Annotated in this window: 18 protein-coding genes; 7 read left to right on the plus strand and 11 right to left on the minus strand. The window is 42.9% G+C overall.

Going from position 1 to position 21,299, the window contains the following annotated elements:
* Nucleotides 1-18 precede the first annotated feature (18 nt).
* From QF117_RS00295 to QF117_RS00310, 4 genes are all read right to left on the minus strand, one after another.
* Nucleotides 19-681 carry a LuxR C-terminal-related transcriptional regulator gene (locus QF117_RS00295; RefSeq protein ID WP_282385424.1) on the minus strand — a complete coding sequence of 221 codons (663 nt, stop codon included), beginning with the start codon at nucleotides 679-681 and terminating at the stop codon, nucleotides 19-21.
* A gap of 241 nt (nucleotides 682-922) precedes the next feature.
* Entirely contained in the window at nucleotides 923-1,573 is a 651-nt protein-coding gene (locus tag QF117_RS00300) for a LuxR C-terminal-related transcriptional regulator (protein WP_282385425.1), read from the minus strand.
* Nucleotides 1,574-1,815: 242 nt separating this feature from the next.
* Nucleotides 1,816-2,583: a sulfite exporter TauE/SafE family protein gene (locus QF117_RS00305; protein WP_282385426.1), complete on the minus strand. Its 768-nt coding sequence runs from the start codon at nucleotides 2,581-2,583 to the stop codon at nucleotides 1,816-1,818.
* Nucleotides 2,584-2,727: 144 nt separating this feature from the next.
* Nucleotides 2,728-3,561 carry a DUF6279 family lipoprotein gene (locus QF117_RS00310; protein ID WP_282385428.1) on the minus strand — a complete coding sequence of 278 codons (834 nt, stop codon included), beginning with the start codon at nucleotides 3,559-3,561 and terminating at the stop codon, nucleotides 2,728-2,730.
* 211 nt (nucleotides 3,562-3,772) lie between these two features.
* On the opposite strand from QF117_RS00310, the gene QF117_RS00315 reads away from it, so the two are divergent.
* Nucleotides 3,773-5,449 (plus strand): RluA family pseudouridine synthase, encoded by a 1,677-nt coding sequence (locus QF117_RS00315; RefSeq protein ID WP_282385430.1) that lies wholly within the window; start codon nucleotides 3,773-3,775, stop codon nucleotides 5,447-5,449.
* A 175-nt stretch (nucleotides 5,450-5,624) separates the two neighbouring features.
* Here the strand turns inward: QF117_RS00315 and pstB are convergent, their stop codons facing one another.
* The 4 genes from pstB to QF117_RS00335 form a co-directional block, all read right to left on the minus strand.
* Entirely contained in the window at nucleotides 5,625-6,374 is a 750-nt protein-coding gene (gene pstB, locus QF117_RS00320; RefSeq protein ID WP_017033195.1) for a phosphate ABC transporter ATP-binding protein PstB, read from the minus strand.
* A gap of 143 nt (nucleotides 6,375-6,517) precedes the next feature.
* Entirely contained in the window at nucleotides 6,518-7,381 is an 864-nt protein-coding gene (pstA, locus tag QF117_RS00325; protein ID WP_282385433.1) for a phosphate ABC transporter permease PstA, read from the minus strand.
* Nucleotides 7,382-7,386: 5 nt separating this feature from the next.
* Nucleotides 7,387-8,316 (minus strand): phosphate ABC transporter permease subunit PstC, encoded by a 930-nt coding sequence (gene pstC / locus QF117_RS00330; protein ID WP_017033193.1) that lies wholly within the window; start codon nucleotides 8,314-8,316, stop codon nucleotides 7,387-7,389.
* A 95-nt stretch (nucleotides 8,317-8,411) separates the two neighbouring features.
* Complete coding sequence (locus tag QF117_RS00335; RefSeq protein WP_282385435.1) at nucleotides 8,412-9,233, minus strand: phosphate ABC transporter substrate-binding protein; 822 nt, start codon at nucleotides 9,231-9,233, stop codon at nucleotides 8,412-8,414.
* Nucleotides 9,234-9,603: 370 nt separating this feature from the next.
* Here QF117_RS00335 and QF117_RS00340 point away from each other — a divergent pair, with 370 nt between their 5' ends.
* Nucleotides 9,604-11,244, plus strand: coding sequence for a methyl-accepting chemotaxis protein (locus tag QF117_RS00340; RefSeq protein ID WP_282385437.1), 1,641 nt, complete (start codon nucleotides 9,604-9,606; stop codon nucleotides 11,242-11,244).
* Between the two features lie 95 nt (nucleotides 11,245-11,339).
* Here the strand turns inward: QF117_RS00340 and QF117_RS00345 are convergent, their stop codons facing one another.
* Nucleotides 11,340-12,671 carry a DEAD/DEAH box helicase gene (locus tag QF117_RS00345; RefSeq protein ID WP_282385438.1) on the minus strand — a complete coding sequence of 444 codons (1,332 nt, stop codon included), beginning with the start codon at nucleotides 12,669-12,671 and terminating at the stop codon, nucleotides 11,340-11,342.
* A gap of 409 nt (nucleotides 12,672-13,080) precedes the next feature.
* Here QF117_RS00345 and QF117_RS00350 point away from each other — a divergent pair, with 409 nt between their 5' ends.
* Complete coding sequence (locus tag QF117_RS00350; protein WP_017036226.1) at nucleotides 13,081-13,347, plus strand: Lpp/OprI family alanine-zipper lipoprotein; 267 nt, start codon at nucleotides 13,081-13,083, stop codon at nucleotides 13,345-13,347.
* 124 nt (nucleotides 13,348-13,471) lie between these two features.
* Here QF117_RS00350 and QF117_RS00355 read toward each other — a convergent pair whose 3' ends face one another.
* On the minus strand, nucleotides 13,472-14,383 hold the full coding sequence (locus tag QF117_RS00355) for a L,D-transpeptidase family protein (RefSeq protein ID WP_282385443.1): 912 nt from the start codon (nucleotides 14,381-14,383) through the stop codon (nucleotides 13,472-13,474).
* 325 nt (nucleotides 14,384-14,708) lie between these two features.
* Between QF117_RS00355 and deoD the strand changes: the two genes are divergently transcribed.
* The 4 genes from deoD to QF117_RS00375 all read left to right on the plus strand — a co-directional run bounded on the left by deoD (nucleotide 14,709) and on the right by QF117_RS00375 (nucleotide 20,164).
* Nucleotides 14,709-15,419: a purine-nucleoside phosphorylase gene (gene deoD, locus QF117_RS00360; RefSeq protein WP_282385444.1), complete on the plus strand. Its 711-nt coding sequence runs from the start codon at nucleotides 14,709-14,711 to the stop codon at nucleotides 15,417-15,419.
* A gap of 60 nt (nucleotides 15,420-15,479) precedes the next feature.
* Nucleotides 15,480-16,949 (plus strand): lactate dehydrogenase, encoded by a 1,470-nt coding sequence (locus tag QF117_RS00365; RefSeq protein ID WP_282385445.1) that lies wholly within the window; start codon nucleotides 15,480-15,482, stop codon nucleotides 16,947-16,949.
* Nucleotides 16,950-17,115: 166 nt separating this feature from the next.
* Entirely contained in the window at nucleotides 17,116-18,603 is a 1,488-nt protein-coding gene (locus QF117_RS00370; RefSeq protein WP_282385446.1) for a hypothetical protein, read from the plus strand.
* A complete protein-coding gene (locus QF117_RS00375) occupies nucleotides 18,584-20,164 on the plus strand; it encodes a GGDEF domain-containing protein (RefSeq protein WP_282385447.1) in 1,581 nt (526 codons plus the stop codon). The genes QF117_RS00370 and QF117_RS00375 overlap by 20 nt, the downstream gene beginning before the upstream one ends.
* Nucleotides 20,165-20,369: 205 nt before the next feature.
* On the opposite strand, the gene QF117_RS00380 is transcribed toward QF117_RS00375, so the two are convergent.
* Entirely contained in the window at nucleotides 20,370-21,254 is an 885-nt protein-coding gene (locus tag QF117_RS00380; RefSeq protein ID WP_282385448.1) for a DMT family transporter, read from the minus strand.
* Between the last annotated feature and the right edge of the window lie 45 nt (nucleotides 21,255-21,299).

Consider the following 21,299-nt stretch of genomic DNA (forward strand, 5'->3'; position numbering starts at 1 on the left):
TTGCATTACAGCGAATCACTATAAGTGTTTTTTAGCCCAAGCCATTGCCTGAGTTCTATTCTTTACTTCTAACTTCTTAAAAATATTATACAAATGGGATTTAATTGTATGCTCACTTACAAACAAAGAGTCTGCTATTTCAACATTAGAACCTCCTGTTTTAAGAGATTCCAATATTTCTAGTTCTCGTCGTGTTAGCTCAGTTGCTAAATACCCCAGATCTTGAGTCGTATTTATATTTAGTTCATAGTAACTGATTAATTTACTGATTATTTTCCTAGGTAGCCAATTATCGCCACTAGCAATGGATTTCAAACCTTGGCAAACCTGTGGTAGCGTATCTTTAGCACTAAAAGTACCACGTAGAGATTTCCAACTAAGAACCTCTTCCACGCTCATATCTTCATCTGCATTGAATAAAACGGTTCCTATTACTTTATCTGATTCTTGGATTATTCGACTTACCTCTTCAAGCTGTTCCGACGCTGAAACATCAACGATAACAATACTGTTATAAGGAATAGTAGCGACATCCATTTTTTTAGACGGATCAACGCTACTGATACTAAGCTGAGTTGCTTGCTGCAGCATCTGACAAAAGTTTTCACTCTGTAGATTGTATTGAGTCATCATTAAAATCTGAACCTCTGGCTCAGATAAACCCATATTTAGACCTTTCATACATTCCCTTTAACTAATACTTCCAAAGTGCTAACAACACTAAATCTACAAACACAAAGACTCGAATAACAAGATGGTCAATATATAGTAAAAATTAGGTCATTAATATTTGGAAACATTAGGAAAGTATTAGAATCTCAAAAGTGAAACATCAACTTTACTATTATTCTAAACTTTTGAATGAACTCGCGTTAGATATAAAAAAGTCTTTATAACTAGGTTTGCACTTTCTACGCTATATTCAAATATGATTATTTGCCCACAGTAGTGCTTGTAATCGATTTTTTGCATTTATCTTCTTAAATATATTGTGTAAATGCGTTTTAACCGTATTTTCGCTGACGAATAACTTGTCTGCAATTTGCATGTTTGAAGCCCCATGACCAAGTAGCTGCATGATCTGCTTCTCTCTTTTGGTCAAACTAGCAAACTCCCTAGTTCCCGTATGCTGTCTACTGCCACGAAAATACTGAATGTAATCTTGAGCAAAGCGCCTAGATAACCACATTTCGTTCTGAAGAATCTTTGTCATACCTTTTACGAAATTGTCTATATTATCATCAATATAAAATACGCCGACAAGGTCTCTCCACCTGAATAGCTTTGAAGACTCTACATTTTTAGGGCAGTTTATAAGCACTTCTTTTAGCGAGTTAGATTCTTGAACACGAAGGCGGCCATAAACTGAAAAGTCTTCATCACTGAATACTGAAAAGTCCGCTAACACGATAGGGTGAATAACAGGTTGCTGACTTCTATGGTCTGAAAGAGAAGTAAGAGGAACAATCTCTACAGAAAGATCCAAATTAGATTCTAACGATTGCTTAAGCAGGTTAGATTGCATACTAAGTTCAGATAGTAAGGTTACCTTAGTACGCTGGCTTTCATTCATGTCTGGCTCCTGGTGACGCATTTTACTAAAATTAAATGACAGTAAATGAATCTAACCGCCACACTGGATATGTGGCTATTTTAACAACACATTGTGATGACAAAAAGAATGAAAATATCAGCATTTTGGCCCTAGTTTGAGATCATACTTTCTCATGCTTTAGACCTAGAGACGAGCACAAGCATCGTTCCACAGGAGAAGAGAAGCCGCTATCTACTCACTTGTTAGTCGTCTAACGCTGTCTAATGGTAAGTTTGGTAGAAGAAGTAAAGTGTAATCGCAACACTAGAACCGATCACAAAGTAACGAATGTACGCTTGAGGTATTTTTGAAGATATTCTCGCCGCAGCATAACCACCAACTAAAGAGCCAACCAATACCGCGCCGCCGCGCTGCCAATCAATCATATTCTCAACAACAAACAACACAATAGCCGAAAGAGACACGCAAGAAGAGATAACAAGCTTAAGCCCGTTCATTTGGTGAATATTTTGACAGCCCGCCAAAACCAGATAACTTAAGGCGACAACACCTAATCCTGCGTTGAAAAAACCACCGTACGCAGAAACAAACAACAAGGTCAGCGCCAACGTAATGCTTGCCAATCTTTTTGAATATTGACCCTGGGGAACGAAACGTTTAACCATCTGTTGCATCGGTTGACCAAAGATGAACAGAAGGGTTGCAAACCCAAGTAACCATGGAATAGAAACGAGAAAAGTGTTCTCAGGAATACTCAAAAGCAGGTACGCACCCAGGGCCCCACCTAAGAGGCTGATGACGATGAGTTTGAGTAATTGCTTATCGTTTGTCAGTTCATGCCGAAAACCATAAGCACCACTTAAGTATCCAGAACTGACTGCAAACGTATTCGTCGCGTTAGCGGCAATAGGCGGAACTCCACACGCAAGAAGAGCAGGAAACGTTATAAAACTGCCTCCACCAGCAACAGAATTCAATATTCCACCAGCAACACCTGCGCTAAACAACAACATCCACTCTAATAGCATTGACTTTCCTTGTCTCAAGCTAGAACGATACGTTAACCCAACATACACGTTATTGATTTAAAAGTAATCAGCCTACTTTTTTAATCAATAAGAAGGCTTCACATGATGTTAGCAAAAAACCTTGCGGCGATAAGTTACCTCAAATTATGGAGTTTGTAGATCCGCTACGATCTCTTTCCATTCGGTTAATTCACTGCGAAATCGTTTCAACTGCTTATCACTCACGGTTTTAGACAACTCAACAATGTAGCGTTGACTCACTGAGCGGTTGTACTCAATTATTTTTTTAAGCTCAGGCGAAAAATACTGTTCAGATTCAAACAGTAGTCGATGAAAGTTGGGCTGGAAATAACTCAAGTCATCTCGCTTATCCAAGAGGCGCTGCCATTCTTCACGCATTCTCGTTTGATAGGCCATCCACTCATAGGCTGAAATCCTAAAATCTTGGGACCAACGCTCTACGATTTTCTGCTGTTCGTTATTCAGACGGCCTAACCAAGTCTCAACTCGATCACTAATACGCTCTTGATACCGTGCATAGATTTCTTGCTCTGACAAATCTTGGTACTTATTTCTGTATTCCTCGTGCCGCTTAGAAAGATTCTCAAGAAGTTGCTCTACCTGCTCATCGGTCAACGTTTGAATCAGCGAGTAAAGATCCGGAGCGACTCGTGTTAACAATCGCTCGGAGTGCTGCTCTATTTGTTTTAAATGTAGGGCTATGGCATCTTGCGTTAGCGTGTCGGGGGAAATCAGTAACAGCGAATCAATATGTGCTTCATACAGAGGAAGCTCTTCCTGTCTATGCCAATCTTTTAATTGCTGAATTTGGAGTGTCAAGATGTCGTCTTGATCGCCGGTTAGATCAACAAAATCATCAAGATACTCCAGGATAAACCAGTCTACGTTGCGATAGGCAAATTTCGTCCCGCAACTCATTAATAACATACAAACTAACACGATGACTGCGCTTCTCAATGTTCACCTCCTTTCTACTGATCATAGGCATACTCAAAATATAGCACCTATTGTATTGATATCGCGAGGGTCTTGATTGTTTTGGTTCACCCCTTTAAGTGAGACCACAGGACGGCTTCAAAAACAGATTACCTTGCAGAGAACTAGTAATTGAGGAACAGACGAGTAAAATCAGCATTCACTTCATCATTAAGCCAGTTTTAGTCTAGATATGAATATCTCAGAGCCCTGTTTTACTCGATTTATCGCTTCCCCTAACGGGATCGCCATGCCCGAGCGTTTTACTTTTCCGTTCTACTATCAGCCTCACCCACTGTGTGAGCAAGCGGCTCATGAATTACAACATAGGCTCGACACTCAAACAGACTGGGTACATGATTTTGGGCTAGTCAACGGTTCAAAGCGCGGCACAGGAAAAATGTTTGGTGTATTGGTGGTACAAAATGCACGAGGTGAACTTGGTTATTTAAGCGCTTTTTCAGGGAAAATTGCCGATCAAAATCTTCTTCCCGGCTTTGTGCCACCTGTGTTTGACATGTTAAGTAGTGACAGTTTTTTTCGCTCAGAGCTGGATGAAATCACTCAAATTAGCCATGAGATAAAACAGCGACAATCTAATCCGAAGATCGCAGAGTTGACGCAACAACTCAAGCAACAATCAACAGACTTCGCTGAGCGTATCGAAACACATCGACAAGCGATGATAAAGCATAGGGCGCAGAGAAAAGAGCAACGACGAGTGCTCGATGATGGTAGTGAAAAGAACAAGCAAGCATTGATTCAGTTGAGTCGAGAAAGTGTAGCGGAAAAAAATGGCTTAAAGCAATTGAAAGCGCATCAAGATGAAATCCTGTCTAAACTCCAACACCAATTATCGCAATTAACGGATGAGATAAGCGCTATGCTTGATCAGCGCAGGAGCATGTCGAATGCGTTACAGCATAAGTTGTTTGAACAGTACCAGTTTTTGAACCAGGCTGGAGTAGAAAAGTCACTCAACGCTATTTTCAACACAACATCAACGCCAGTACCACCAGCAGGATCAGGTGAATGCGCAGCGCCTAAGCTACTGCAATACGCATTCATGCATCAACTTAAACCTGTATGTTTGGCTGAGTTCTGGTGGGGGGTATCCCCTAAGTCTGAAATACGTCAACATAAAAAATACTATCCATCTTGCCAGAGCAAATGCTTACCCATTTTGACCCATATGCTTGAAGGCATTGAATTGGATCCTAACCCGCTGCTGGAGAACCCAGCCGAAGGCAAAGAGATCGATATCCTCTATCAAGACGATGCCATTGTTGTAGTGAATAAGCCCGCGGAGTTTCTCTCGGTACCGGGGAAACACATCAGTGATTCTGTCATCACTCGTTTAACTGAACAATTTACCGATGTTGAAGGGCCTTTTGTTATCCACAGATTGGATATGTCGACATCAGGATTACTGGTCTTTGCGTTAACGCGCCGAGCCAACAAGAGCTTGCAAAAGCAATTTATTACCCGTTCGGTTGAAAAGCGTTATGTCGCACTCATCGAAGGAACGCTTGAGCAATCATGTGGCGATGTATTGCTTCCCCTGCGAGGAGACTTGTACGACAGGCCACGGCAACTTGTCTGCTTTGAACATGGTAAAGCCGCTGAAACGCATTGGGAAAAAATCGCCACGACAAACGGCCGAACTAAACTATACCTTTACCCCAAAACAGGTCGAACTCATCAACTTCGAGTACATTGCGCACACCAAAATGGGCTCAATATGCCGATCGTCGGTGATGACCTCTACGGCACAAAAGAACAGCGGCTTCACTTGCATGCTGAATCACTGACTTTTGAACACCCTTACAGCAAAGAGCGGATGCACTTTCAAGTCGATTCTGATTTTTAGTCGTGACCTAAGCGTTACACCAGGCGATACATAACATCAGGCAACACATAAAAAAGCCCCTCATTAAGAGGGGCAAAGTTTCCATCGCTTATAGTTATTTTAATTTTTATACACCAGTTCGTCTGCCGAGCGTTTTCCAATGTTCCCAAGCAGCCCCTAGTATGATATTGAGTCTCTAGCCGAAATCTCCGTTAACGTAGCCTTTCGTGCGGTCATCTTTTGGATCACTAAAAATCACCTGAGTATCATTGTGCTCAACGAGCTCACCCATCAAGAAAAAGGCCGTTCTGTCTGAGATACGACGCGCTTGCTGCATCGAGTGCGTCACGATAACAATGGTATAATCTTTCTTGAGCTCTTCCATCAGCTCTTCAATCTTGTGTGTCGCGATTGGGTCAAGGGCAGAAGTCGGTTCATCCATTAAAATCACATCCGGTGCCATCGCAATGGTACGAGCAATACAGAGTCTCTGCTGCTGCCCCCCTGATAGGCCAAATGCGTGTGCTTTTAAGCGATCTTTCACTTCATCCCATAATGCAGCACCACGTAACGAACGTTCTACGACTTCATCAAGATGCTTTTTGTCTTTGATGCCTTGAGCACGTAATCCATACGCGACATTTTCATAAATGCTCATTGGGAATGGGTTGGGCTTTTGAAATACCATCCCCACTCGAATACGAAGGTCTGATACATCAATGTCGCCGTAAATATCCTGACCATCCATTTCAAGGCCGCCGTTAATCGTCACACCTTCAATCAGATCATTCATACGATTAAGGCAACGCAAAAGCGTCGATTTACCACAGCCTGACGGGCCAATGAGTGCCGTCACTTGGCGAGTGGGAATCGGCAAGTTAATCGATTTAAGTGCTTGGTTCTGGCCATAAAACAGGTTCAGGTTTTCAATGTTAAATTTGTTCATTTTGTTTATCTCTAAATTCGGTCAATCGTCTTATTTCAACACGCTTTATATCGGCTCTTATATGTCCTGAGCCTTACTCTGAATACTCTTTCTCGCGAGTGATTTTTCGAGTTAGTGCTTTTTCAAATTAATGCTTTTTCAAGTTAGTAAGTAGCGGTGTTAAAACGACTTGCAATCAATTTGGTTATTGTGTTGATAAGCAATACAACAACAATAAGAACCGTGGCAGTGCCATACGCTTGATTCCACTCTTCAATGGTAAAAAGCTCAGTGGTTAATTTGTATAAGTGGACAGTCAATGTACGGCCAGAATCCATTAAAGAATCCGGAATTCGAGCGACCATACCCGCCGTGAGAAATACAGGGGCGGATTCACCAATAACTCGACCAATACTTAAAATGACCGAAGTGATAATACCGGGCATTGCGCTTGGTAAGATTAAGCGCCAGATGGTGTAAATTTTTGGCGCACCCAACCCATAAGAGCCTTCTCTGTACGTTTGTGGTACCGCCATTAATGCTTCTTCAGTGGTTCGAATGATGACCGGAAGAATCAATATGCTCAGCGTTAATGCACCCGATAAGATCGAGAACCCGAAGCCCATGATCACGACAAAGAAGGTCATACCAAACAGGCCGAAGATTATCGACGGAATACCCGCCAAAGACTCGGTACAGAATCGAATCACCTTAACCAGTCTACTGCCCACCTTGGCGTACTCAGTGAGATAAATAGCGGTCATAATGCCCAAAGGCGCCGCTACCGAAATGGAAGCAATCACCATGTAAATAGTAGACACGATCATCGGGAAGATCCCCTGAGAATCGCCAGTGTGGCTGTAATCGCCAGTGATGAATGCCCAATCTACGTGTTGAAGACCATTAGAAAGGATGTACCACATAATCCAAAACAGGAAACCAACCGTCAAGCCTGCTGCGGCCCATACAAATGCCGTAAGGACGTTGTCCTTAAACTGGCGAGATTGTTTTAATTTCACTCTATTCATTGTCTTTACCTCGCCTTCTCACGATTTAAATACAGAAGCGCCGCGTTCAGCATCATAATGAACACCAATAAAACGACTCCTGTCGCATACAATGCATTCGCATGGACGCCACTTGCGTACGACATTTCAATAGCGATATTCGCGGTTAACGTTCGGGCTGAATCAAGAATCCCTTCTGGCATCGCTGGTGCATTACCCATCACCATAATGATCGCCATGGTTTCCCCTAGCGCTCGACCAATGCCTAAAATTACCCCCGTCATGATGCCAGATCTGGCTGCGGGAACGAGTAACTTAAAAATGGTAAAAATCTTCGATGCGCCGAGCGCCAATGAGCCTTCTTTATAGGTTCGTGGCACGGCTCTAATGGACGTTTCAGACACGGTAATGACAGTAGGAAGGATCATCACACCAAGCACAATAATCCCAGCTAAAATGGTGTTGCCTGCGGGTACTTGAAAGATGTTTTGAATCAGGGGAACAATAATCACCAAACCAAAGAAACCATAAACCACCGATGGTATACCTGCTAAAAGCTCTACCGCTGGACGAATAATGTCGGCAACGCGCTTAGGGGCTATTTCAGCAATAAATATCGCGGTCAGAACACCAATCGGCACCCCAACAACAACCGCACCTAACGTTGAAACCACCGATGCCACAATCATTGTTGCGACGCCATACAACGCTGGCGGTAACCAGTTTTGGCCTAAAACAATTCCAGACACACCAACTTCTCGGAATGCGGGAATACTCTCTTTAACGATGAAATAAGCAATAACGGCTAGGGAAACAATACCAATAATGGCACTGGTTAAGAATAAACCGTGGAAAATTCGCTCTTTCCAATCCACACGTTTTTTCGTGCGCAGGCCAGACCGATTAACTTGAGTCGCTTGCGTATTCATAAGCTCTTCACTATTTGCGATGGTCATATCAAAATCTCATGCTTCAATCACAGCATTAAATAACTCTGATGAAGTGAATAAACGCCTAGCCCAAAGTGGGCTAGGCAAAGGTAACGATTAAATTAGTTAACTGAGATGTAGCCTTTTTTCGCCACTAACGCTTGCGCTTCATCCGTTAGCATCCAGTCTAAGAATTTCTGAGTTTCTGCAGATGGCTTGCCTTCTTTGTAAAGAACAAGAAATGGACGCGCTACTTTGTAAGAACCGTTCTTAACGTTATCAACAGACGCTTCAGTACCATCGACCGCTAGCGCATTGACCGATTCATCGACAGTGCCAAGTGAGATATAACCGATAGCGTATGGGTTTGAAGCCACCATCGTTTTCAATGCACCGTTACCATTAGCAACTTGAGCACGCTGAGAAATCGCCGATACTTTAATACCAGACACTTTCATTTTTAGACTCATGATGTCTTCAAATGCACCACGAGTGCCTGAAGCTGTATCACGAGTGATCGCGACGATGGGCTTGTCTGCGCCACCGACATCTTTCCAGTTTGTAATCTCGCCTTTATAAATCGCTGTGACTTGCTCAGCCGTTAAACCTTTTAGTTTGTTGTTTGGGTTTACAACCACCGCGATACCATCGCGAGCAACCACTTCTTCGACCAGCGTTGATTCTTTTTCAGAGTCTTTTAAATTACGAGAAGACATACCTAAATCTGCGGTGCCATTTTTAGCCGCTTTCACACCCGCTGAAGATCCTGGTCCTTGAACTTCAATAAAAACTGAATCGTTTGATTTCATATAAGTTTCAGAGAAAACTTCCATCAGTGGAGTAACGCTGCTAGAGCCTACAGCAGAGATGGTTTCTTTTGCAGAAACGGTTGTTACTGCCATTGCGCCTAGAAGTGCGATTGCACCGATAACTGTCTTTTTCATCACTATTTCCTTAAGTGGCCGAATTGCCGTTGTGTTTTACTCGAACGGTGCTCACTTTAGGCGCCAAGTGTGACAGTTGTGTTTCAGTTAATTTAAGCCTCTATGACAAAACGAGTAACCTGACCGAAATCAAAAAAACTTCATTTTCTTTAAAGCCTACCTATCGAGCTCCCTATACCTACCTATAATTTGCTCAGTACAAAAAACGAACGTGATGAATACTGGGGTTTTAAAGTGCATAGTAGTGTGTCGTAAAAACCGAGAGATTAGTTCAATAAATTATTGATATATTCATCAGGAAGATTACAATCAGCCCTCACCATGCAAATGAGAACAGTTTGCATCTGAGTATAATAAAGAGAGGACCTCAATGCGTCAGTTACTCAACGGCTTATCCATAAAAATACAAGTAGTCATCCCCGTCATATTTACGATGTTACTTTTACTCACCGGCATTATTTATAGTACGACGAATTTAAAGCACGCGTTCAGCCAAGTGTCCGATTCAACCGAAAAGTTGATTGTGCATAAAGATGAATTGACTGAAATCATTGATAACACTTATGCCATGCGAATTAGCGCAATATACAGCCTATTCAGAGCTGATGAAGTCAAAGTATTACCGAGCGTGTTAAATGAAAGAAGAAAGCAGAATCAAACGCTGCTCAGGTCACTGTCTCAGATTAATGGGATGGAAAGAGAAGTGAACGCAATGAATGTTGCTATGGACAACTATATTGACCATTCGATTAACGTCATGATTCCACTTCTTAATGCCAAGCAACAGAACAACCTTCCCATAGGTTTTGATGAAAAATACCAACGTGCTGCAGACGAATATCGCGATGCAGGTAAAATGATGGTGAAAGCGATCTCGGACCTGTCAGATAAAATCAACCTGCTTTCACTTCAACGGGTTGAAATAAATAGCCAAAAGCACACCGCCGTTATCAATAATTCACTGATCGCTTTTGCTGCACTAGTGGTTGTTGGTGCGTTAAGTTGTTGGCTACTAGCGGGGGTTATCGTTAAGCCGATCATCGAGCTTCAATCAACAATGAAAGAAGTGGCTAATGGTAATCTACTCGTGGAAGCGAATGAAGACGGTGATAATGAGATCACGGCTTTGGCTAAAGACGTCAACTCTACGGTAAAACAGCTTCATGGTACGGTCGATGAGTTAGTTCGAATCAGTGTTGATGTCGCCTCCGCTTCAACAGAACTTGCCACCGTGATGACCCAATCAACAGCAAATTCCGATCAAGAAAAAATCGAAATGGAGCAAGTGGCCTCTGCAATTAGCCAGCTAGAACATACCGCAAGTGATGTCACAGCCAACGCCAACATTGCCGACACCGCATCGGCTCAAGCCAATGAATTGGCGATAAACAGCTTAACCATGTTTGAAGAAAGCAATCGTGCTAACGACAAAATGGCGGATCAACTTAATGATGCGGCTGAGGTCGTTCACTCGCTGAAAAACCAGTCTGAGCAAATTGGCAAGGTCATTGAAGTGATTGAGAGTATTTCCGAGCAAACCAACTTGCTGGCACTGAATGCGGCCATTGAAGCTGCGCGTGCAGGTGAGAGTGGAAGAGGGTTTGCTGTGGTCGCTGACGAAGTGAGAATGCTGGCTGCACGCACACAAGAATCGACCAAAGAAATACAAGCGATTGTTGAAGAGCTGCAATCGAAATCGGGCTTAGCGAACGAGAGCATGAATTCAAGCTTAACCATGTTGCAAAATAACCAAACGCTTTCGGGCCAAGTCAGCGCCGCATTGACTGAGATTTGTGATTCCATAACAAAACTCTCTAGCATCAACACTCAAGTTACGACAGCATCAATAGAACAAGGGCAAGTTACTTCAGATATTAATGTCAATTTAGGCAACATTTATGAGCTGGTGAGCCAAAACGTGATTGGTATTACTCAATCAGCGGCCGCTAGCCAGGAGCTCTCTCAATTAGCAGAGAAACAGCGACAGCAGTTGGGTTACTTTAAAGTCTAATATTGTCTTTTGAACATCGATAAAAAAACCGCCAATTGGCGGTTTTTTTGAGGATAAGGATAATCCATTTCATCAAATGGTACTGAGCCCTATATTTACTCGTCATCCACTTTAGGAGCAACTTTCTTTTTAGGGATAAATACGGTGTCACCCACGGCCACATTATTGTGAAAGCTCTTATCACGCTTAACCGGTTTCTTTGGTGCTCTCTTCGCTTGAGGTTTGGCTTTTTTGTTATCCGCTTTACCACCACGGTAATCTTTTTTCACAGGCTTTAAGCCTTTGAACTTACCCTTCAAGCCTTCGAGCACTGAGAAACTAAGATCTTGCTGAAGATACATTTCTACGCGCTTAAAACTGTCCCAGTCTTTAGGACCAACCAAAGATATAGCATCGCCTTTGCTACCAGCGCGGCCTGTGCGACCGACACGGTGAACGTATTCTTCGGTATGTTTTGGCATATCAAAGTTAATCACGTGAGTCACATTAGAAATATCCAGCCCGCGGGAAGCGATATCGGTTGTCACTAGAATCTTGAATACCGCACGCTCGAACTGACTCATGATGGTGTTACGCTGAGGCTGAGTTAAGCTGCCGCTTAGTGCAATGGCTTTAAGCTTCTTCTCATTCAACTTTTCAGTGAGGCGTTCAGTATCAGCACGAGTCGCGGTAAAGATGATGACTTGTTTGTATTGCGCTTCTTCGATCACTCTATCTAAAATAGCTTCTTTGTGATCTAGGTGGTCACATAAATAGAATTTCTGAGTAATGTCTTTATGCTCTTGATTTGAAACACCCACCGAAATGCGCTTGGGGGCATCCAACATTTCTGAGGCGATTTCATTGACGTCTGAATGCTCTAGCGTGGCCGAAAACATCAAAGTCTGGCGACGACGATGTTTAGCTGCACTATGAATTTTGCGTAACTCTGGCGCAAAACCCAAATCCAACATACGGTCGGCTTCATCAAGAACCAATGTATCGAGCCCATCGAGATGAAGAGAACGATGCTCTAGGTGATCGGCCAAACGGCCCGGTGTTGCTACAACAAACCTCGGATAACGACGAAGCGCTTTCACTTGATCATTGAAGTTTTCCCCACCAACCACCAACGCAGCCTCATAGGAAAGGCCACCTAGCATTGTTTTCAGCTCTCCGTAAACCTGCCTTGCAAGCTCACGAGTTGGAGCCAGTATTAACCCACGAGGATCTCTCGCTGAAAATGCTTTGCTCTTTAGCGCTTTATGGAGCATAGGGAGCACAAACGCTAATGTTTTACCTGAACCTGTTTTCGACGACGCTAAAAGATCCTTACCTGCGATCGCCACAGGAATGGCTTGCTGTTGGATCTCTGTCGCTTTTCTAAAATCGTAATGGCTGAGGTTTTTTAGTAAACGATTGTCTAAACCTAAATCTTTAAAGTGCAAAGGACTCTCCAGTTAATAACTCTATACTCCCATTGATGGTCAATGCGCATACGCTCTGACACTAGGGAAAACAAAAACGCGATATAATACCGTGAAACAGGCTAGTATAGATATAGATCACACAAAATTAATCCGAATCTCTCGTTCATTCGCCCTTCTAATTTCATGTATTTAGATCAAAGTGCTTCTATCTCGATTCAGTATTATGTGAATGAATTAGGTAAATTTTGTCTCTTAAATGTGAGATGAATCCATTTTTTTTTGCTAATCACTTAAATTCTGGGCTTTTTTTGACGTTCTTTAACTAGGAGTTCTGTTAAATTGTTACTACAATTTACTTCGTCACTATATTGTTATAGAAATTTATAGGACGAATCTTCGACGCAATGATAATTTAAGGAATTCATATATGAACAAGATGTTAATCGCAGCTGCAGCATCGTCAGTACTTCTTCTTGCAGGTTGTGCTACACCTGATCAAGAAACAATGGCAAAAATGGATGACATGAACAGCCAACTGACTCAACTTCAAGACGATGTTTCATCACTAAAAAGCGAACATGCGATGCTAAAATCTGAAGCTCAAAAAGCGAAAGAAGCAGTGATGGCAGCGAAAGAAGAAGCTGATCGTGCAAACGAACGTATTGATAACATTGCCCAGTCTTACACCAAGTAAAACATTCAACGTCATATGTTATTAGATAAAGGCCAATCTCTCTGATTGGCCTTTTTATTATTACTCATTTTTTTATTATTTAGTTACTTTGATTTGAATGATTGCTTAGTCAGTTTAGTACTTCTTATTGTCGGGCTTCATCCAGATTGGCCCCTACAACCTCAATCGGTACACCATTTTGTGCCAAAATCGCCGCTCTGGCTTTGCCATCAGAAATCTTAAATTCATCCAACCACCAAGTTAATTGTTGCGGTAACAACAAAGCCTTCTTGCTACCATCATTTCGCGTTAGCGGCTCATGAGCCTCTAAAAACACACTGCGATCCGGCTCCAAAGCGATTTTAATGGGTTCATCAATGATTTTAACCGGTACGCCAGTACTTACTTGATTAAACAACCACTCGATATCCTTAGGATCCATACGAATACAACCCGAACTGACTCTTAACCCAATACCAAAGTTCTTATTCGTTCCATGGATAAGATAATCTCCCACGCCGTAAGCCAGTCGAAGGGCATACTCCCCTAGTGGATTTTCAGGGCCGGCAGGCACCACTCGCGGTAGTTCAATCCCCTTTGCCAAATACTCTTTACGAATAGACTCTGGCGGCGTCCAAGTTGGGTTTGCACGCATTTGGCTAATGCGTGTTTCCATTTCTGGCGTGTCTCTGCCAATCTTGCCAATACCGACCGGGAAAATATGAACAAGGTCAGCGTTTGGATCGAAATAATAGAGACGCAGTTCAGCCAAATTAATCACAATCCCTTCATAACTAACTTGAGGTAGAATCACCTGAGAAGGAATCGTCAGTACATGGTCAACTTGAGGAAGAAACGGATCGACCCCCTTATTCGCCGCCATTAGAGACAAAAAACCAACATCGTATTGCTTTGCTATATCGGCAAGGCTCTCACCTTCATTGATCGCATGGTATTGAATTCGACCAACAATACTGCTTCCTTCCGGCGGTAAATCATAAGTTGCAGAAAATGCTGATGCACTCACTAGGCACAATGCCGCTAACCGATACCACATGAACTGATCCCTTCAATACTAATTATTAAAATCATAACTCATTAACGATATGGTTTCTCCCTTGATGTTACTTTCCGACGACGAAGCGTATTCTCTGACCAAAACGTGAACAATTGCCCCATCAAATCGATTGCCTTACCGGTTTCAACATATTTGGTTATCAATACCCTTGATTCCTGCCGCTTTGGGTAAATATGTGATGAACTTCTCAAGGAGCATGGTTATTACTCGCTAGAATTGCCTCAACAGAATCAGAACGATTCAACAAAATTGGTAATTTAGGATACAAGCATCCGTAAATACCCGTTAACTTTGGAGAATAACAATGGCTACCCCTCATATTAATGCTCAACTTGGTGATTTCGCAGAAACAGTTTTGATGCCTGGCGACCCTTTACGTGCTAAGTACATTGCAGAAACTTTTTTAGATGATGTAAAACAAGTATGTGACGTGCGTAATATGTTCGGTTACACCGGCACTTATAAAGGCAAAAAAGTATCGGTTATGGGCCATGGTATGGGTATTCCATCGTGCTGTATTTATGTTCACGAACTGATTGCTGAATTCGGCGTGAAAAATGTGATTCGTGTGGGCAGCTGTGGCGCAGTACGTGATGATGTTAAATTGATGGATGTTGTTATTGGTATGGGCGCATCAACCGATTCTAAAGTAAACCGCATTCGTTTCAACAACCACGATTTTGCAGCGATTGCAGATTTTGGTCTTCTAGAAGAATCCGTAAAACAAGCTCGAATCCAGGATGTACCGGTGAAAGTAGGCAACGTATTCTCTGCGGATCTTTTCTACACACCTGAAGCTGATATTTTTGAGAAAATGGAAAAATTAGGCATTTTAGGGGTGGATATGGAAGCCGCTGGTATCTATGGCGTAGCCGCCGACCTTGGTGCAAAAGCATTGACCATTCTAACCGTTTCAGACCATATCATTCGCGGTGAAAAACTCAGTTCAGAAGACCGCCAAAAGTCATTCAACGATATGATGAAAGTAGCACTAGAGACCGCTATCAATATCTAATTCATCATAAAGCCGACTGCAGAGCGACTCTGTAGTCGGTCAATTCTCGAGGGGGTGATTGTGTCTGACGGCAAGCTACCAAAGGAAGCTGTAGGGTTACAACTCAACTTTTGTAAAACATTGGCGTGTGACAACTTTGGATTGAGCAACGCAGAACGGTATGTTCTGCAACATACGAATCCTAAACGACCAGCGATGGTATGCCGTGAATGTGGTGCTTTCCCCCCCTTACTTAATAACCAAGAAGTTCTGAATGAACTTCAGCGGCTTCAGCATCTCCATAGTGAGGGGCTACCCGCTTGTCGCAACCAAGATTGCGAAAGCTTCGACCTTTCTGTTCATACTCATAAGACCCTCTATCATGCTTTTGGTTACAGCGGTGATCGGCAAAGATACCGATGCAAAGCTTGCCAATCTACTTTTGTAGATAAATGGTCGGGTGGGAACAAAAACCTCTCATTCCAAGAAAATTTGCTTGGGCTATTGTTCATGAGTTATTCAGTGCGTGAAATCTGCCGGAAACTCAATATTAACCCCAAAACCTTTTATGACCATGTCGAGCATATTGCCAGTCGATGTCGTCGAAAATTGGCGATGATTGACGCTCGATGGATGAAACACAGCGACAGTTATCAACTCGCGTCAGATTATGTTGCACTGCAACCCAATAGCGACAACGGAGTGATATGGATTGCAACCGGTGAAGCCAATACCGGTTATATTCTCTGTCAGCACGTCAACTACTCGGCTCAAGAACAAGCCGAGGGTTCGATTGATCATGACCCCTATGCCACGCCCGCTCGATTCGTTTCAAAAAATCATTCATCAGAAGCAAGTGAAGCTGTAATCAATGCCAATCAACCTCTCAGAGCACGTATTGACCAAAAATACCAAACGATTCTGGCCCGAGGAAATGTTGAAGATCCTATGGGTAACCTTAGTCACTTCAATTACCCTTCGAAAGGCGCTTTAGTGCGTGCTCCTTATACTTCATATGCACACTATTTACACATACTCGAACTCTGCGACGACAATAAACGTTTGAGCGTATTTATGCCTCAAGACCCACTGCTTCGCTCCGCAGCACTCAGTGTCTGCGTCTCTCGCATCAAACGCCAAAATGTTGACTTAATGTATGTAGAAGAAGATTCAAACTGGAAAAGCACAGATAAGAACCAAAAAGTAGATATTGTTCATATGGGATGGTGGCGCGATCGTTGGGCTATTGCTAACCAAGCCGATAGCGCCAAAGGTATCTGTTATCTTGCAGGCAACAAACCAGACCCAACTCATTGGTTACAAAACGCTTCTATCCATCACACTTCATTTTACCAGCAACGTTTTCAGCTATTATTTGCAAGTTTTATTAACGAGCCACGACGAAAATTGCGCCCTGGTGGCATTCTTCCTATGCTCGATATTTTTAGAGCATGGCATAATTTATGCTATCAAGATAAGCAAGGAAAAACCGCGGCGCAGAACCTTGGGCTATCCGAACTGCCACTGACTTTAAGAGATCTACTATCCTAAAGAGGCTTTTCCTTAAAAAAACAAGTGAACTACACCGTAGTTTTCGTTTTATATTAGTGAGGTAGTATATACTTGTGTAAGTTAGTTAGTGCTAAAACACACAAGGCTATTATAATTGTTCTAAAGGATTTAGACCTCATTATCATTGAGTAGGGATACCGTAGATTTGGATAAAACTCAGCACCTTTTAGAAGTTGAAATTGAACAACTTAAAGCTCGAATAGAATCTGAGCCGGAAAAGGTATTGGTGGCAGCTGAGCAGTGTTATCTTCGAGCAACACAAACTCAGTTTCAAGAGGGCACCATACAAAGCTTGATCATCATGGCTCGATGTTCGTGGTGCTTAATGGATTACCGTAAAGGGCTAAAATCCATCAAAGAAGCCTACCAGTGTCAAAACTCACTCGATACCGACGACTATCTTCCTGAAATTTTACATATCCACGCCCTACAATTTTGGGGACAAGCAAAGTACTATTCCGCTCAGCAATATTGGATTAACGCACTTGAGCAAGCCTCGTTAGTTGATGAAGTTGAAATTCAAATTGAATGTCTTATCGGTTTGGGTAATGTTTGGCGAATTACACATGAATACAAGCTAGCCTGTTCAACTCATGAGCTTGCCGTAAAAGTCGCCAACAACATGAGGATTGACTGGCTCGAGGGCAAAGCTCGAATCTTACTTGCTTGGGATCTTTACCTACTCAATAATTTCATCGAAATGCTGACGGTGCTCGATGGTGCGGAAGAGGTACTGAAAGATCACTACGATAAAACCTGGACCGCAGAAGTCTGGGACTTTCGTGGCCTGGCATTGCTTGGGCTAGAGAGATTAGAAGATGCCGAAATAGCCACAAATACTGCGCACGATTTAGCGATTAAAAATGATCTTGTCTGGATGAAAGCCCACTCTTACATCAGTCGAGCGCGACTAGAGCTCCTCAGGAAAAACCCAGAAAAAGCCACAAAATTACTCATTGATGCCGAAATATCCGCCACTAAGTTTGATAATGGTGAGCTACTGTCTCAAATCTGTTTCCAACAATCCCTAGTGGCAGAGCAAAGCAATAATCACGAACAAGCGTTTATTGCGTTTAAAAAGTACCGAAAACATTCACTCGAAATGCTGCGGGAACAAACCGCTCGTATAGGCCTTGATAAAGCTCGTACTTCGAAAAGACAACTTGAGCAACGTGCTCGTAAACTGATCAACAGAATTCGCGGGCAGCATGAGTTTGACCCAGAAAAACACTTAACCAATATGGTCTCCGAGACCTACTGGTGGGAACAGTTAGTCTTATTTAAAACCGAGCTAAAACGCTCCAATCATGCCATCATCATTATCCAGCATGAAGACAATGCCTACTTGGAAGTCTGTACCGAAATAGCGCACTCTCTGTGTAACAAACAAGATCTTCTTTCTCGTCTTAGTAGCGATCGAATCGCCCTTCTACTCAGTGACAAAGACGACGTAGCAACAGATGTTTTTCAAATACTAGCAAAAATGATTGAGATCTACCCTTGGCAGCGAAAAGGCCTTAATAGCCGTTTGCCTAAGGTTATTTTACAAGACATTCTGACCTTCCCATTCACTTTGGAGCAACTCGTGCAAAGCCAAGAAAAGGAGGTATCCCATGGAAATGCTCATCAATAAAATATCTGATTCTGGGTTAGATGCCTCCTCCGTTACTGGCGAAGAAGCGATCATTTTTTGGAATCATGTCCGACAACACATTGCGACCACAAGCGAAGAAAAAGCTCAAACCTATATTATCAGTGCTGAATATCGTGCGGAGCTGAACCAGATTCAAGCGTGTATTGATGAACTTCGCCTCGCATTAGAGCAACTCCAGCTGCCCAAAGACGCTGAATCGATTTTATCGGTCAAAAATAGTTTGAGTGAACATCTTGTTGATATCGGCGATTACTCAGCGGCACTAGCCGAGTATTCCTCTGCCTCCTCTATTGCCGTAGAACATGGATTTATCGATCATTACGCTTTGTCTATTCTGGGTATGGGCAATTTATGTGATGCCTATGGGGATCACAGTCGAGCGTTACGCTACTACCAAAAAATCGACGGCATTGATCATGCGATTTCCAGCCGCTCCCTGCGCTTACGATACAAACTCTACATGTTGTCTTGTTTTATTGAGCTAGGTCGATTAGCCGCCGCGAACGATCTTATTCGAGAATGTGAAGAATTAAGTATTTTAGTCAGCAACAAAATCCTTGCCGGGCAAATTCACCTCTATCAAGCAAAACTGTACCGACAGCAAGGGAGAAGCGATGAAGCTTTGCTCTCCATCGCGAACATTCAGTACAGCTCAGGTAACATTCAGTCAGCCTGGCTATCTAATATGATTCGCCTTGAATTGGCGTATTGTCTAGGTGATACCAACAGGCCGCAGCTAGCCAACCTTGTCTTGCACAACGCGAGCAAACGAATTAAAGCCAATGCCACGCCGATTTTATCCAAACGATTGTTTGATACATTAAGTGATGTCAGTGAAATTCAGGGCGATTTCGAACAAGCATTGAAGTACCAGAAGAAAGGCTATCGTATTGAGTCGGACTTAATGAAGAACATCCCAATCACAGAGTTGGGAGCCAGCCAATTACGTCGCTTATCGCGTTATGAATTACAGCTTAAGCTCATTCTATCCGAGATAGAAAACCGTGAATTAAAAGAAACAACCGAGAACCAGAAAAACACGGTGAAAAAACTTCAACAAGATGTCTTCACTGACCCACTGACCGACCTGCACAATCGACGTTGGTTAGATGTAAAGCTCAAAGACTTACTATTGCATGAAACCCCTTTTTCATTAATGGTTATCGATATCGACCACTTCAAATCGATTAACGATGAGCTCAGCCATCTGGTTGGGGATAAAGCCATTGTTAGTGTTTCCCATGAATTATCCGCTTACTTTCGCTTCCGTGGTGCCTCTTGTGTTCGCTTTGGTGGCGAAGAGTTTTTGGTCATTTTAGAGAAATCTACACTTGAACAAGCGGAAATGCATGCTCAAAACTATCGCGAGAGAATTTTTCAATTTGGGTGGAAAGAAATTCTTGGTGAACGAGGGCTAACCGTGAGTATCGGTGTTACCCTTCATCGAGAAGGTGAAAATACCCAGCGAACCTTCTATCGCGCCGATAAAGCGCTTTACCGGGCTAAGGCGAATGGTCGAAACCAAGTATGTACCGAATAACAAGCGTAACAAATGGTCTCTACTCTTCTTTCCAATCAAGCCTAGCTACCGGTTTTAGCGGCTAGGCTTGATTGCTTTAACCTCAATAACTTTAGCCTTAATTGCTTTAGCTTTAATTACTTTAAACTTGACGGTTTTAACCTTACTAGAGGCTTAGTAACTAACGAGTTGGTAACTAACGGCTTGGCAACTAACTGCTTGGCAACTAAAGAAAAAATAACGATATTCCCAATAGCGCAAACAACGTACCAAAAAGACTGAGCTTGCTAATGGTTTCACGTCTGATGGCGTAAATGACCAGCATGAACAACGGGCTGGTTGCAATGAGTGTTTGTGCAATAGCAGGGTTCGCATGTTTCAACGCCACTTGTTGTAACCACAACGCCAAAAACGTCCCGACAAAAATAGCACTGAGTAACCCGATAAATGAACGACTCCCCATTGAACCGAGATTCCTTTTTATCGCTCTAAACGGCTTATCTTCAACCCACCAAATAATCGCTACTACCGCAAGCACCCCTACCGCCAAACGAATCAGTGCACCAAGTAAGGGCGGAAGGTTTCCCGCGACTAATGCGTAGTGAGAAATAACAACGCCACTTGCCTGACACACGCTCGCGAGTAGGCCATAGCCAACCCCTGAACGTGAAACCTGGTTAGCATCACCATTAGGCTGAAACACAACCAACGCGACGGCAAACGTGGTGATGACAACGCCCAACCATGCCTGAATTGAGATCACGGTCCCCAGAAATACCAAAGCCAGCACACCTGATAACGGTGGAGCAAGAGACTCTAGCAACAATGTTTTATTTGGACCAATGCGCTTTAAGGCCGCGAAGTACGCAGAATCACCAATCGCGATACCTATCACTCCAGACACAGCAAGCACAAAAAAATACTCCGTTGTTAACGTAAAATCTGGGCTTGGGATAAACGGAAGAACGACTAGCATCATCGCAGAAGCGACTGTCCCTTTCACAATGTTAAGCTGCATCGCTGTGAACTGGTGACTAAACTGACTGTAAATCCATGTTGCACTCGCCCACACAACAGCTGCACATAATGCAGCGACTTCACCGTAGAACATTCCCTATCCTCTTATTTTTGTTTGGGCGCTTTCTAACCCATTTAG

It is taken from the genome of Vibrio sp. YMD68, assembly GCF_029958905.1.
In the GTDB taxonomy this organism is placed as follows: domain Bacteria; phylum Pseudomonadota; class Gammaproteobacteria; order Enterobacterales; family Vibrionaceae; genus Vibrio.